This is a genomic window from Candidatus Paceibacterota bacterium, assembly GCA_035452965.1.
GTDB lineage: Bacteria > Verrucomicrobiota > Verrucomicrobiia > Limisphaerales > UBA8199 > UBA8199.
Window position 1 is genome coordinate 477,553 of sequence record DAOTCE010000002.1, and the last position, 13,237, is coordinate 490,789.

A 13,237-nucleotide genomic window follows, 5' to 3' on the forward strand; every position below is an offset into this window, starting at 1 on the left:
CGCCCCCCTCCAACCGGCTGTCCACGTCAGGGTTTACTTGGACGGCCCGCTGCTATATCAATGCCCCCGCATATGAAACCTCTCCTTCCTTCCGTCTGCCTTGGCCTGCTGGTTGCGACTTGCTGTGGCGCATCCGCTCAGGGGCTGACCGACACCAACTTCTTTCCCATCATGGCGTGGAACTGGACGCCCAAAGACCCCGCAGTGCTGCAGAAGATGAAAGACTGCGGCTTGACGGTCGCGGGATTTGTTTCCCCGGAGACGCTCGATGCCTGCCAGGCCGCCGGGCTTAAGGCGATCGTGTCGGACACGCGCACGTCTGGTTACGACTGGGGGAATGTAGATGAGGCCAAGGCGCGCCAGAATGTGGCCAGCCTGGTCGGCGAGGTTGGCCAGCACCCGGCGCTTTACGGCTACTATTTGCGCGATGAGCCCAACGCCGCCCTGTTCCCGGGTCTGGCCAAGGTAGCCAAGCTCATCCGCGAGCTTTCGCCCGGCAAATGGCCTTACATCAATCTGTTCCCCGACTACGCCGACGCCGGCCAGCTTGGCACCAGCGATTACGCGGAACACCTGGAGCGCTTCATCGCCGTCTGCGGGCCGGCCATTATCAGCTACGATAATTACTCGCTGATGGATGATGGCTCCCTTCGTGCGAACTACTGGTCGAACCTGGAAGCGGTGCGCGCCGCCAGCCGGAAACACGGCCTGGTGTTCTGGAACATTGTGCTGTCCAGCGCGCATTTCAACTACCGTGAGGTGGGAGCCGCTGATTTTCGCTTCCAGGCATACACGACGCTGGCCTACGGCGGGCGCGGGCTTTCCTACTTCACCTACTTCACGCCGAGCCACGGGAACTACCGCATGGGGCCGATTGACCAATTCGGCAACCAGACCCCAACCTGGTATTTCATGCAGCACGTTAACCTGCAAATCCAGAAGCTCGCTCCGACACTCCTCCATCTCACTTCGGACGCTGTGTATCATTTTGGCTCAGTTCCCTCCGGGACCAGCGGTCCACCGACGAACAGCCTCGTGACGGGTGTCGGCGGTGACAACTTCATGGCCGGCGACTTTACGCATCGGGACGGCACGCGCTACCTGATGATTGTGAACAAGGACCTGAGCAAATCACGGGTCTGCTCGCCCAGTTTCCGCCAGGCGCCGCGCCGGGTGCAGCACGTCTCCGCTTACACCGGCGGGCTGACATCCTTTGAAGGCGAGGACGTCTGGCTGGCCCCCGGGGCGGGGGTGTTGCTGAAGGTTGAGCAATAGAGCCACCGCGGCGGTTGGTGCGCCGCGCCAGCAGTATCCGGGCGGACGGAGAATTGACCCCGCCGGGGCAAGACCGGCACACTGCACGGCGCAGTTACTCGCTTGAACATCGAGAAGCAATGCGATCCGCTTTCACTATTCTGATCGGCCTGCTCGGGCTGCTGCCGCCCTCCTTGGCGGTCGGCGCACCCAATCGCCTGACGAACGCATGGACGCTGGATCTTCGTGGCAAGAGCGACTCGGCGCCCGCAGTCGCGACGAATGGCACCATCTATGTGGGCACACGCGCGGGCAAGCTCTGGGCAATCAACCCCAACGGCACGCCCAAGTGGATTTTCTCGGCGCAGGACGAGATCAAATCCGCCCCCGCTCTTGGCTCTGACGGCACGGTCTATTTCGGCTCCCGGGACCGCAAGTTCTACGCAGTCCACGCCAACGGAAAGTTGCGGTGGGAGTTTCAAACCCGCGGTTGGGTGGATTCATCGCCCGCCTTGGCCCACGACGGCACGGTCTATTTCGGGTCGTGGGACAGGAACTTCTACGCGTTCGGGCCGGGCGGGAAGGAGAAATGGCGCTTCGCGACTCAGGGCGAGATCGTGTCCTCGCCGGCGATCGGGCTCGATGGCACCGTCTATTTCGGCTCGCATGACCGGAAGTTCTACGCGTTGTCGCCCGACGGGCAGAAGCGGTGGGAGTTTGCCACCAGCGGCCCGATTCTCTCCTCGCCCGCGCTGAATAGGGACCAATGCCTGTACTTCACTTCGGTGGATGGTTGTCTATATGCGCTCAATCTCGACGGAAGCCTCCGGTGGCGCTTGCGCACCGGCGGAACTACCGAATCGTCCCCTGTCCTTGGCCTCGACGGGACAATCTATGTCGGAGTCGTCCAGCACCTGTGGGCAATCAGCCCGGACGGCAAGAAGAAATGGGGGACGGTCGGCGGCGAGGATTACCCCTTCCATACTACTCCCGTTGTTTTGGCGGGCGGGGCGGTCTGCTGTGTCTCGCGCTATGGAATGCTATGCTATGCCAGTCCCGAGGGTGTCTTGGAGTGGCAGTATTACCTCTTTGGCTATGGTTACGGTTCGCCTGCCATAGGGCCGAATGGCGACATTTACGTGCCCGACAGCGGTGCGGCCATGGGCCGCGGTTTCACCGCGCTGCGCGCCGGGGCAACTCTGGCTCCTTCCCCTTGGCCAAGATTCCGCGCCAATCCCAGGAATACCGGCAACGCCCAGGACGCAGCTCCCTAAACCCCGCCGATCCACTTGCGCTCCTCCCAAACCGCCTTCAACGAGGTCAGGTTGCGCGAGTCAAAGACGTTCCTGGCCGCCGCCAACAGCCGGCCGCGCTTGAGATTGTTCCACGCGTCGCTGGCGCTGACCGCCACGAATTGCAGAACGCTTGGGTCGCGGTAGCAATCTATCATGCACCGCGTGCACCCGTCCCGAATCAGCTTCGAACGGTCGAAGTCATAGATGTTGCACATGGGCGTTTCCCAGAAGTGGCAGCGGTAGAGGTTCAGCTTCCAGTCCAGGTAGAAATACTTGTGGCCGCCCAGGCAGCCGAACTTCTCGGGCTCGCGCTTCAAATGACGCTGCATTTCGGTCAGCGACTCCCTGGGGTTGACCACCGGGAACCCGGTGCGCTGTTTCATGCGCTTGATCCGCTCAAAGACCTCGATCAACTCCTCGGTCCGGTAGCTGACCAGGCTTGAGTCGCTGAAACTCAGGTAGCTTGAAGCCAGGCTGCTCAGGGGGTAGCTGAACGTGCAGCTCTTGAAGCCCAGTCCAGTGAGAAACGCCGGGAGCTTGTCGTAGTCCGCGATCAGCTTGCTCGCCGTCACGCTCGCGGTCGTCTGCACGCCGAGCTCGCCAAACACTTCGTTCGCCCGTTTGATCTTGCGGCAGACCTCGGGCAGCCCGCGGTTCCGCTCATGTGTCGCCACGTCATGCGCGTCAATGGACATGATCACACTGCACAGGCCGCTGGCGGCCACGTCGCGCATATTCTGGTCAGTCCACAACGAGCCGTTGCTGCAAATCATCGGGCGTATGCCCCGCTCCGCCGCGTAGCGCGTCATGGCCCGCAGATCTTTGTGCACCAAAGGCTCCCCGCCGACAAACAACAGGTAGCCGATGTGGTTCCTGACGCAGATGTCTATGACGTCCCGCGCTTCCTGGAGCGTGACGCTGCGCCGCTGCTTGGGATCGAACCGGTCCACGGCGAACCCGCAGAAATCGCATTTGGCGTTGCAGATGTTGGTGATCGCAAACTGGAGGTAGCCCGGCCCGCCGTCCCGCAGCACCTCGCCCACAAGCTTGAACAGGCCTTTTACGGGCTGGGCGACCGGGCGCAAATCATCCTCGCCGGGGCCAACGCTGGCCGGCGGAGCTTCGGACCCAGTTAACGTGGCGGGGCTCATGCGGATATATTCGCCCATCTTGTCGGGAACGCCAGCACCGGAGCAATCCTTTCTATTGGGGACTCCTGACGAGCGAGGATCAAGAAGGTCATCTCCACGCCGTTGGGGTGAACCACCAAACGAAGAAAGAGAGGTCCATTCCGGATTTCCGGGAGTTGCCATCGGTGTTTTTGACCCAAACCGCCCGAATGGCCTACGCACAGGCAAAACAACGCCACCAGTGCTCTCCAGGTAGAACCGGATGGGCTCGGCCAACTTCTAACCCGTGCACTGTCCAAATTGTGGACAGTGATGCTGCCTGCATGCCCTTCCCAGTCCCCTCTGATCCCTGTGCTTTTGGCCTGTAGTTACGGTGTCTAGGCTGTGGTGCTACGGTGTGTATCCCATGGGGAGCGCTCCCCATGGGATACACACCGTAGCATAACCGGATTAGCAGGCTACTGCCCAGCCAACCGCAAGCCAGCCCCGGCGTTGACTTACGTAACGGCGCCGTTGGCGGCTGGGATACGCTGGATTCTCTATCCACCCTGCCCCCGCATTCTCCTCGGCGGTCTTGCCTTGACGCCGGGATTCAAACCTGCTACGCGTCATGCTATGGCACACCGAATCTCACGGCGCGGTTTCGTGAAATCCTCGCTGCTTGCTTCCGCTGCCGTCCCGCTGGCCCTGCGCGGCCAAACCGACTCCGCCGCCCCGGCCGCCAGCCCGTTGCCGGCACTGCCAACGGGCAAGATTGCGGGCCAGGAGATAAGCCGCCTCATCCTCGGCGGCAATCTCATCGGCGGCTGGTCGCACTCGCGCGACCTCGCCTACGTTTCCACTCTCGCGCGCCGTTACAACACCGAGGCCAAGATTCGCGAGACCTTTGAGCTGGCCGAGACCCACGGCATTACAGCCATCAACACCTGGGTCATGCAGGAGAATTCCCATCTGTTCAACCACTGGAAACGCGGCGGGAAGATGAAATGGATCGCCCAGGTCCGCCTCGACGGCGCCGGCGGCTATTCTCAAATCCAACGGGCCATTGACGAAGGAGCTACGGGCGTCCATATCACCGGCGACACCGCCGAATCGCTGCTCAAGGAAGGCAAGTTCGACAAGGTCGGCGAGACCGTCCAGTTGATCAAATCCAAGCAGCGCGCCGCCGGTGTCGCCGCCCATGACCTGCGCGTCATTGTCGAGTGCGAAAAGGCCAAGCTGGACGTGGACTTCTACGTAAAGACATTCCACTCCCACGATTACTACACCGCGCCTCGCGCGGACGAGAAGGACGCCATGGGCGCGCATGACAACTCGTGGTGCAACGATCCCCAGGCGGTCATTGACTTCATGGCGACTGTCAAGAAGCCCTGGATCGCCTTCAAGATACTGGCCGCCGGCGCCATCCCGCCGCGCGCCGCCTTCCCCTACGCGTTCAACAGCGGCGCGGATTTCATTCTCGTCGGCATGTTCGACTGGCAGATCGAGGAGGACGCCAAGCTGGCCCGGCGCGTGGTGGCCATTGCCGCCAACGCCGACTCCAAGCGCACCCGCCCCTGGTTCGGCTGAGCTGCCAGCGTTTCGCCGCTTTGAAGCGAATGGACGTGTCCCGGTGCGCCTGGTTGTTCGGCAACGTGGTGTGGGTGGCGTGGCTCTCTCTGGCTGGCGCCGCCGACCAGCCGCAATGGGGCCGAGCCTGGTCCCGCAACCTGGTCTCGGACGAACGCGGCCTGCCCGATTCCTTCGATCCCCAGACCGGCAAAAACATCAAGTGGTCGGCAGCGTTGGGCACTGAGACCCACGCCACCACCATCATCGCCGCTGGCCGGGTTTACATCGGCACCAACAACGGCCACCCCCGCGATCCCGCCCAGCAGGGCGATCGCGGCGTCCTGATGTGCTTCGACGAGCAGACCGGCCGCTTCCTCTGGCAGCTCGTTTTCCCCAAGCGTACCGAGGACATGTACTTCGACTGGCCCAACAGCGGCATCGCCTCGCCTGTCACCGTCGAGGGCGACCGCGCCTACGTTGTCAACAACCGCGGTGAAGTCCTCTGCCTCGATGTGCCGCCTCTGCCGGCGACAGCCGAAGCCGGAAGGCAGAATGCGGAAACGAACAGTCTCCCCCGCCTGCCCGAACCGCGCATCGTCTGGCGATTCGACCTTACCACTGGCGCCGGCATCTGGTCTCACGACGCCGTTCACAGCTCCATTCTCGTTGATGGCGATTACCTTTACCTCAACACCGGCACTGGTGTGGACAACACCCACCGCCGCATCCGCACCCCGGACGCCCCGAGCCTGGTCGTGCTCGACAAGCGCACTGGACGTCTCGTCGGGCGGGAAAATGAACACATCGCCCCCACCATCTTCCATTGCACCTGGTCGGCGCCATCCCTGGCCACGGTCAACGGCCGTCCGCTGCTCTTCCTGGCCGCCGGCAACGGTGTGGTCTACGCCTTTGAACCGCTCAGGAATGTTCCTGCCGGGCCGCCCGCCTCACTCCGGCGGGTCTGGCAATTCGACTTCGACCCGGCCTCTCCAAAGACCAACGTCCACAGGTACGTCACCAACCGCCGCGAAAGCCCCAGCAACTTCTTCGGCATGCCCGTCTTTGACAACGACCGCCTCTACGTTGCCGGCGGCGGCGATATCTGGTGGGGCAAGAACGAAGCCTGGCTCAAGTGCCTCGACGCTACCCGCACCGGCGACATCACCACCAACGGCCTGATCTGGTCCTGCCCGCTGCAGAAACACGTCCTGTCCACGCCCGCGGTTTGGCGGGGCCTTGTCTTCATTGCTGATTGCGGGAAGATGATCCATTGCGTGGACGCCGCAACCGGCCGGCCCTGTTGGACCCATGAACTCAAAGGCGAAGCCTGGGCCTCGCCCCTTGCCGCCGACGGCAAAGTCTATCTCGGCACCCGCAACGGCGCCTTCTACAGCTTCGCCGCCGCCCGGGAGAAGAAACTCCTGAGCACGGTCGAGCTTGGCCGCCCCATCAGCTCGACCGCCACCGCCGCCAACGGCGTTCTCTACGTCGCCACCATGAACCACCTCTACGCCCTGAGCCAAGCTCCCACCCGGGAGGGCGAGCGTTCGCGCGAGCCCTAACGTTCGTGGATGGTGTGAAGATCTGAGCTCGCGCGGACGCTCGCCCTTGCAGGAACCCGGAGGAACCCACAGCATTTTCTTTTCCGGCCGCGGCCCTTTGCCGCACGCTGGCACGCGGGATGCAGAATGAGACCGCACTTGCTCTCCTGCAGCAGATGCTTGGGCCAGCCGCGCAGTTCCGCGACGGGCAATGGGACGCCATTGACCTCGCCGCGAACCAGCGCCAGCGGTTGTTCGTCGTCCAACGCACCGGCTGGGGCAAGAGCGTCGTCTATTTTCTGGCCGCTAAGATCCTGCGCAACGCCGGGGCCGGACCGACTCTGCTCATCAGCCCACTGCTCTCGCTCATGCGCAACCAGATTCTCGCCGCCGGGAAACTGAGCATCCGCGCCGAGACCATCCACAGCCAGAACCTCGAAGGCTCTTGAAGAATTCGTAGCCCTCGCGGCAGCGGCGGACGAAGACGTCTTAGTCCTCCAGCTCGGGCCAATTCGCCTTGCTGGGGATCACTTGATCATCCATAGTATTGGCATGGCTGTCACGTTGCCAATCGGGCGCATGTCGCGGGCGGATAAGCTGCGGGCCATGGAAGCGCTTTGGGCCGATTTGAGCCGGGATGAGGCTGAGTTTGAGTCTCCGGACTGGCATGGCACCGTCCTGCGCGAGACGGAGCGACTTGTGCGCGACGGCAAGGCCAAGTTCTCGAATTGGCCAGCGGCCAGGCGCAGGATTCACCGCAAGGCCGGCCGGCCGGCATGAAACTCCGCATTCTGGACCTGGCAGAGGCGGACTTGTTGTCAGGCTTCAGATTCTACGAGTAGCGGTCCGCAGCCGTGGGTTGGTATTTCCTGGATAGTCTTTCCGCCGACATCGAATCCCTGCACCTCTACGCCGGCATCCACCGGAGGTATCTCGGCTACTTTCGGATGCTCTCCCACCGTTTCCCCTACGCCGTCTATTACCGGATAGCAGACGATGAGGTTCAGGTCTGGCGGATTCTGGATTGCCGACGCGATCCACGGTGGACTCGCCGGCAGCTCAGGACCGTCTAGGTTGCGTGCGCCGGGATTGACGCAACACTTTTCGCCGCCGCCAAGTCCTCCTTCCGCTGACGGAGGCTCTTGAAGAACTCGTAGCCCTCGCGGCAGCGGCGGACGAAGACGTCCTTGTCCTCGAGCATGGTCTTGATGATGCGCAGGATCGGCTTGGGGCGAAGGTAGTAGGCGCGGTAAAAGCGGTCCACGGCCTCGAAGATGGCTTCCTTGCTCAGGCCCGGGTATTCGAGGGCACTCTGCTGGAAACCATCCTCCTCCACCAGGTCGGTCTTGTCGCGCTTGACGAACCAGCCGTTCTGGCGGGCCATTTCGTAAAGCTCGGTGCCGGGGTATGGCGCGGCTAGCGAGACCTGCATGCTGAAGACGTCGAGCTCCTGCGCGAAGCGAATGGTCTCCTCGATGGTTTGCGGCGTCTCGACCGGCAGGCCGAGAACAAAAGTGCCGTGGATCACCACTCCCGCGTCGTGACAGGCCTTGGTGAACCGGCGCATCTCCTCGAGCGTGACGCCCTTCTTGATGTTCTTGAGAATCTGCTCGTTGCCGCTCTCGTAGCCGACCAGGAACAGGCGCAGGCCAGCGTCCTTGAAGGATTTCACCGTGTCGTAGTCGAGGTTGGCGCGGCTGTTGCAGCTCCAGGCCAGGCCGAGCGGGGCGAGCTTTTTGGCGATCTCGCGAGCGCGCGGGAGGTTGGCGGTGAAGGTGTCGTCGTCGAAGAAGAACTCGCGCACCTGCGGGAAGAGCTTCTTCATGTAGGCCATTTCGTCGGCGACGTTCTGGGCGGAGCGGACGCGGTATTTGTGCCCGCCGATGGTCTGCGGCCAGAGGCAGAAGGTGCATTGGGCGGGGCAGCCGCGGCCGGTGTAGAGGCTCAGATAGGGGTGCAGCAGGTAGCCGATAAAGTACTTCTCGATCTGCAGGTCGCGCTTATAGACGTCAGCCACCCAGGGCAAGGCGTCCATGTTCGGGATAAGCTCGCGCTCAGGGTTGTGCCGGATCTTGCCATCCTGGTCGCGGTAGCTCAGGCCGGCAATCGTGTCGAGCGGGCGGCCTTCGGCAACTTCCTTGCACGTGTAGTCGAATTCCTTGCGCCCGACCCAATCAATGGCCGGAGAGGCTTTCAGGGTCTCGGTCGGCAGAACCGCCGCATGCGCGCCGACGAAGCCGATCCTGGTCTCGGGCCGGTTCGCCTTGATGGCCTCGGCGACCTTGCTGTCGTTCTTCAGCGAGGGCGTGGAGGTGTGGATGATGACGTGGTCGTAGCCTTTGGCCTCTTCGAGGCAGCGCTTGATCTGGATGTCGTGCGGCGGACAATCCAGCAGCTTCGAGTCGGGCACGAGCGCCGCCGGCTGGGCGAGCCACGTCGGATACCAGAAGCTGGTGACCTCGCGCCGCGCCTGGTAGCGCGAGCCGGCGCCGCCGTCAAAGCCGTCGAAAGAAGGGGGGGAAAGGAAAAGGGTGCTCATGGCTTAAGATTCAGGGAGGGCCAGTGGCAGGTCGGCGCGGCTCCACGGTGGCACTGCCGCCAAGGCGTCAGTCCTCGGCCGCTTTCCAAACCGCCTGAAAGGCATTGGGCTGGCGGAGACTCTGTTCTAGCCGCCGCCACGTTTTGCCTCACGAACTCTGGCGAGCAGCTGATCCCGCTCCGATGTGTCCCCACTGCCGCAGCCGCCGCCTTTATCCTCATGGCCGTTGTTCTGGAAGGCGGACTTGGCGCCGGCCAGGCCGGCATTAATCGCAGCCTTGGCCTGGGCCAGGTGGCCTTTGCCGGCGGAGACGCCGTTGAACACCTTGTTTTGGCGGCCGGCGTAATGCGGCTTGGGATGGGGCGCAAAGTTGTAGCGGATATTCTTCCAGGTATCGCCGGCCTGGTAATTGGTGCCCAGCGCGCCGCTGGGATCGTAGCCGCAGTGCACCATGCAATTCTCGCAGCGCGGATCGCGCGCGATGCCCCCCAACACGCCGTAGCGGGTCCAATCCACCCGGTCCAGCATTTCCTGATACCGCGCGTAGTGGCCGTCGGTGATGAGGTAACACGGCGCCTTCCAGCCTTTGATGTTGCGCGTGGGAATGGCCCAGGCGGTGCACGTCAGGTCACGCTTGCCCGCCAGAAACTCCTGGTACACCGGCGTGCCGAAGATAGTGAACTTCTCGCCCCACTCCTGGATCTTCGCGAACTTCTGAATGGTCATGGCCCGTGTGAGGAAGAAATCCTCGGGCTTCTTGCCCAGTCGTGTGACCATGTCCTTCTTGGCGGCGTCGTAATCGTAGCCCGGAGAGATCGTGTGGCCGTCCACCTCCAGCGAGGAGAAGAACTCGAACATCTGCTCAATCTCCCCGACGTCCGACTCCTTGTACACCGTGGTGTTGGTCGCGACCTGGAAGCCCAGCAGCTTCGCCATGCGGATGGCCTCGACGCACTCCTTGAACACGCCCTCGCGCTCAACGATGAGGTCGTGCGTGTATTCCAGGCCGTCCACGTGGACATTCCAGTAGAGCCACTTGGTCGGCTTGATGACGGGGCGCCCGTCCTGTTTGCCCTTGCGGATAGTCTCGGCGTCCTTGTCCGAGATCAGCTTCTCGGCCAGCAATCGCGCGAGCGTCGGTTCCAGCCCGGACGTGTAGATGTCAGCGAGGTAGTCCTTGAGCTTCTTCCGCATGAACAAGCCGTTCGTGCAGATATAGACGATGCGGCCTTGCGCCAGCAGCCCGGCGACCAACTCTTCGATCTTGGGATATATCAGCGGCTCGCCGCCACACACCGAGACCATCGGCGCGTCGCATTCCGCCGCGGACGCCAGACAATCCTCCAGGGTCATCATGTCTTTGAGGCTGGTGGAATACTCCCGGATGCGGCCGCATCCCGTGCAAGTGAGGTTGCAGGTGTGGAGCGGTTCGAGCTGGAGCACCAGCGCAAAGCGCGGCGTGCGCCGAATCTTGTGCTTAATGATGTGACGGGCGATCTTGACCGTCAACGCGAGCGGAAATCGCATAGAACGAGTCTCAGGCCTGGTCAGCTTCGCTGGGAAGTGTTCCTTGGGTAGGCAAGACCAGATCCGGGTGCGCTGGCGGGGGATCGGCCTGCAACAGCCCCGGAATGAGGATGCTGGCAGGCGAGACGCTGTGCGTGTGATTCACGCCGCTGCATCCGGCGCACAGCGCTAGAACGCTCACGCCTATTGCCATCCTCATGGTATTCCAGTCTAATCTCACCGCCGGTAAGTATAGACTGATTCATGGCTTTAGCAAACTGCAATTCTCGGGCGCCTCTAATCACCCCAATCAGGGGCTGTAGCGGCAGGCATCCTGCCTGCCTCTACGCGGTGGGGTTGATAACAGGCGCCTTGCTGGTGTTCCTCGGTTGCCTGAGCCCGGATCGGGCCTGGGCAAGCTCTGCCGGGGCGGCAAGCGAGTTTGCCGCCTATGTGCAAACGAGTTTCAAGGAGGCGCAAGCGCGCTACCAAATCGCCCCGGCGGAGACAAACGCTGCCTGGCAACTCGCCCGCGCCTGTTTTGACCTGGCTGATCTTGCCACCAACAAAACCCAGCGGGCTGCCCTGGCGGACGAAGGGATTGCCGCTTGCCGGCAGGCGCTCGCGCGCGAGTCCAACTCGGCCCCGGCCCATTACTACCTCGGGATGAATCTTGGTCAACTGGCCCAAACCCGCGGGCTGTCCGCGCTCGGCTTGGTTAACCAGATGGAGCGCGCGTTCAGCCGGGCGCGCGAGCTGGACGAGCGGTTCGACTGGGCCGGGCCCGACCGCAACCTCGGGCTGCTTTACCGCGACGCCCCGTCCGTCGTGAGCGTCGGAAGCCGCAAGAAGGCCAGGGAGCACTTGGGGCGCGCGGTCAAACTGGCCCCGCAGTATCCGGAAAACCGGTTAAACCTCGCGGAGGCTTGCCTGCACTGGGGCGATCTCCGCGGCAGCCGGCGCGAACTGGCCGCTCTTGAGCTAGTCTGGCCCCTCGCGCGGAGCAACCTGACCGGCGTGGCATGGATCGGAAGCTGGTCGGATTGGGAGCCGCGACTCCAGAGGCTCAAGAGGAAGTTAGAGGCTGCTCCAAAAGCACTGGATGCGCCGCGGCAGAAGCACTGACCTCACACCTCCCGGAACGGGAAGCATCCGCGCGAGCCCTGACTCAAACTGGCACCACGGCGAGCCAGTTCCTCGCGCCGAACTTGGCTTCGAATTTCTCTCCCAACTCCGCGGCTGCGTCCAATCCCCGCACCACGGCAAAAGTGGTCGAGCCGCTGCCGGACATGAGCGCGACCTCCGCGCCGTTGGCGCGTAAGAACCCCTGGAACAGGGCCAGTAACGGGTACTTCTCCAGCGCCGGCGCTTCGAGCGAGTTGTAGAACTCCGCCGCCGCCGCGGTTAAGTCTGCGGTTCGCAGCAGTGACGCCAGCTTCTGCGCGCGCCCCGGCCGGCCATTGAGCGCCTGTGGGAAGCGGGCTAATTGCTGGTAGGCCCAGGCGGTAGAGATGCCGAAGCCGGGGTGGACCAGCACCAGCGCCGCGTCGCGCAGGGCCGGGAACGGTTCGAGCGCCTCGATCCGCTCGCCGCGGCCGGTGGCGAGCGCCGGCTTGCTTTGGAGAAAGAACGCCACATCGGATCCCAGGCCCGCCGCGAGGCGCTGCAACTGCTCCGGTGCGAGCGGTCCGCCGAACAGCTCGTTCAGCCCAAGCAGCGTGGTTGCCGCATTGCCGCTGCCTCCGCCCAAACCCGCCGCCAGCGGTATGTTCTTCACGAGCTCCAGCCTCACCCCATCCTTGATTCCCGCCGCCTCCAGAAACAGCGCGGCGGCGCGATAGACCAGGTTGCGGGCATCTGTCGGCAGCCTGGGTGCGCTGCAAGTGAGTTCAATGCCCCGGTGCGACCGCGCAAAGCGGATTTGGTCGAACACCCTGACCGGATAGAACAGTGTCTCCAGCTCGTGAAAGCCATCGGCGCGCCGGCCGAGAATGTTCAACACCAGGTTGACCTTGCAGGGTGATTGCTTTTCCAAAGTCACGCTGACTGATTTGCCACAACGCGGCTAAAAAGGACACCAAAACTTGCCACGCGGGCCAAGTTGCGCTGGAGGATGGCTTGTCAGTGCGGTCAGGCTACGGTGTGGTTCCCATGGGGGTCGGTCCCCATGGGAACCACACCGTAGCAGCACAGGCTAGACGCCGTAATCACAGGCCAAAGGTGTAGGGATCCGCGGGGACTCAAGAAGGCTGACCGGCAGGACCACTGTCCCAAATTTGGACAGTGTTGGGTCGGTGAAGGCCGGGAGGCCATTCGAGTCGTGCGGATGCAAACCACCGTTGGCAGTCCCCGGAAACCCGTGATGGAATCGGGTAGGAGGTGAGGGTTAGAACCTCACCGTCCTCCCACACCACCGGACGT

12 protein-coding genes and 1 pseudogene are annotated in these 13,237 nt (G+C 63.0%); 8 read left to right on the forward strand and 5 right to left on the reverse strand.

Going from position 1 to position 13,237, the window contains the following annotated elements; genetic code table 11:
• Positions 1-72 precede the first annotated feature (72 nt).
• Both P5205_03875 and P5205_03880 read left to right on the forward strand, forming a co-directional pair.
• Positions 73-1,275, forward strand: a complete 1,203-nt coding sequence (locus P5205_03875) for a hypothetical protein (GenBank protein ID HSA09488.1) — start codon at positions 73-75, stop codon at positions 1,273-1,275.
• Positions 1,276-1,394: 119 nt separating this feature from the next.
• Entirely contained in the window at positions 1,395-2,528 is a 1,134-nt protein-coding gene (locus tag P5205_03880) for a PQQ-binding-like beta-propeller repeat protein (GenBank protein HSA09489.1), read from the forward strand.
• On the opposite strand, the gene P5205_03885 is transcribed toward P5205_03880, so the two are convergent.
• Positions 2,525-3,718, reverse strand: a complete 1,194-nt coding sequence (locus P5205_03885) for a radical SAM protein (GenBank protein HSA09490.1) — start codon at positions 3,716-3,718, stop codon at positions 2,525-2,527. The two genes, P5205_03880 and P5205_03885, sit on opposite strands and share 4 nt — an antisense overlap.
• Positions 3,719-4,294: 576 nt before the next feature.
• Between P5205_03885 and P5205_03890 the strand changes: the two genes are divergently transcribed.
• From P5205_03890 to P5205_03910, 5 genes and pseudogenes are all read left to right on the forward strand, one after another.
• On the forward strand, positions 4,295-5,248 hold the full coding sequence (locus P5205_03890; GenBank protein ID HSA09491.1) for a hypothetical protein: 954 nt from the start codon (positions 4,295-4,297) through the stop codon (positions 5,246-5,248).
• Between the two features lie 29 nt (positions 5,249-5,277).
• On the forward strand, positions 5,278-6,792 hold the full coding sequence (locus P5205_03895) for a PQQ-binding-like beta-propeller repeat protein (protein HSA09492.1): 1,515 nt from the start codon (positions 5,278-5,280) through the stop codon (positions 6,790-6,792).
• A gap of 119 nt (positions 6,793-6,911) precedes the next feature.
• On the forward strand, positions 6,912-7,220 hold the full coding sequence (locus P5205_03900) for a hypothetical protein (protein ID HSA09493.1): 309 nt from the start codon (positions 6,912-6,914) through the stop codon (positions 7,218-7,220).
• Positions 7,221-7,323: 103 nt separating this feature from the next.
• On the forward strand, positions 7,324-7,551 hold the full coding sequence (locus P5205_03905; protein HSA09494.1) for an addiction module protein: 228 nt from the start codon (positions 7,324-7,326) through the stop codon (positions 7,549-7,551).
• Positions 7,548-7,844, forward strand: a pseudogene (locus P5205_03910) (type II toxin-antitoxin system RelE/ParE family toxin). Before P5205_03905 ends, P5205_03910 begins: the two are co-directional and overlap by 4 nt.
• On the opposite strand, the gene hpnJ reads toward P5205_03910, so the two are convergent.
• The 3 genes from hpnJ to P5205_03925 form a co-directional block, all read right to left on the reverse strand.
• Positions 7,841-9,310 (reverse strand): hopanoid biosynthesis associated radical SAM protein HpnJ, encoded by a 1,470-nt coding sequence (gene hpnJ, locus P5205_03915; GenBank protein HSA09495.1) that lies wholly within the window; start codon positions 9,308-9,310, stop codon positions 7,841-7,843. The pseudogene P5205_03910 and the gene hpnJ sit on opposite strands and share 4 nt — an antisense overlap.
• A gap of 126 nt (positions 9,311-9,436) precedes the next feature.
• Positions 9,437-10,837, reverse strand: a complete 1,401-nt coding sequence (locus tag P5205_03920; protein HSA09496.1) for a DUF3463 domain-containing protein — start codon at positions 10,835-10,837, stop codon at positions 9,437-9,439.
• Between the two features lie 10 nt (positions 10,838-10,847).
• A complete protein-coding gene (locus P5205_03925; GenBank protein HSA09497.1) occupies positions 10,848-11,036 on the reverse strand; it encodes a hypothetical protein in 189 nt (62 codons plus the stop codon).
• 44 nt (positions 11,037-11,080) lie between these two features.
• Between P5205_03925 and P5205_03930 the strand changes: the two genes are divergently transcribed.
• Positions 11,081-11,941 (forward strand): hypothetical protein, encoded by an 861-nt coding sequence (locus P5205_03930; protein ID HSA09498.1) that lies wholly within the window; start codon positions 11,081-11,083, stop codon positions 11,939-11,941.
• A gap of 43 nt (positions 11,942-11,984) precedes the next feature.
• Here the strand turns inward: P5205_03930 and ispE are convergent, their stop codons facing one another.
• A complete protein-coding gene (gene ispE / locus P5205_03935; GenBank protein ID HSA09499.1) occupies positions 11,985-12,857 on the reverse strand; it encodes a 4-(cytidine 5'-diphospho)-2-C-methyl-D-erythritol kinase in 873 nt (290 codons plus the stop codon).
• Positions 12,858-13,237 lie beyond the last annotated feature (380 nt).

Excerpts from the sequence above, each read along its gene's own strand:
- P5205_03875 (HSA09488.1), top strand. The coding sequence starts at position 73 with ATGAAACCTCTCCTTCCTTCCGTCTGCCTTGGCCTGCTGGTTGCGACT.
- P5205_03880 (HSA09489.1), top strand. The coding sequence starts at position 1,395 with ATGCGATCCGCTTTCACTATTCTGATCGGCCTGCTCGGGCTGCTGCCG.
- P5205_03885 (HSA09490.1), bottom strand. The coding sequence starts at position 3,718 with ATGGGCGAATATATCCGCATGAGCCCCGCCACGTTAACTGGGTCCGAA.
- P5205_03890 (HSA09491.1), top strand. The coding sequence starts at position 4,295 with ATGGCACACCGAATCTCACGGCGCGGTTTCGTGAAATCCTCGCTGCTT.
- P5205_03895 (HSA09492.1), top strand. The coding sequence starts at position 5,278 with ATGGACGTGTCCCGGTGCGCCTGGTTGTTCGGCAACGTGGTGTGGGTG.
- P5205_03900 (HSA09493.1), top strand. The coding sequence starts at position 6,912 with ATGCAGAATGAGACCGCACTTGCTCTCCTGCAGCAGATGCTTGGGCCA.
- P5205_03905 (HSA09494.1), top strand. The coding sequence starts at position 7,324 with ATGGCTGTCACGTTGCCAATCGGGCGCATGTCGCGGGCGGATAAGCTG.
- hpnJ (HSA09495.1), bottom strand. The coding sequence starts at position 9,310 with ATGAGCACCCTTTTCCTTTCCCCCCCTTCTTTCGACGGCTTTGACGGC.
- P5205_03920 (HSA09496.1), bottom strand. The coding sequence starts at position 10,837 with ATGCGATTTCCGCTCGCGTTGACGGTCAAGATCGCCCGTCACATCATT.
- P5205_03925 (HSA09497.1), bottom strand. The coding sequence starts at position 11,036 with ATGAGGATGGCAATAGGCGTGAGCGTTCTAGCGCTGTGCGCCGGATGC.
- P5205_03930 (HSA09498.1), top strand. The coding sequence starts at position 11,081 with ATGGCTTTAGCAAACTGCAATTCTCGGGCGCCTCTAATCACCCCAATC.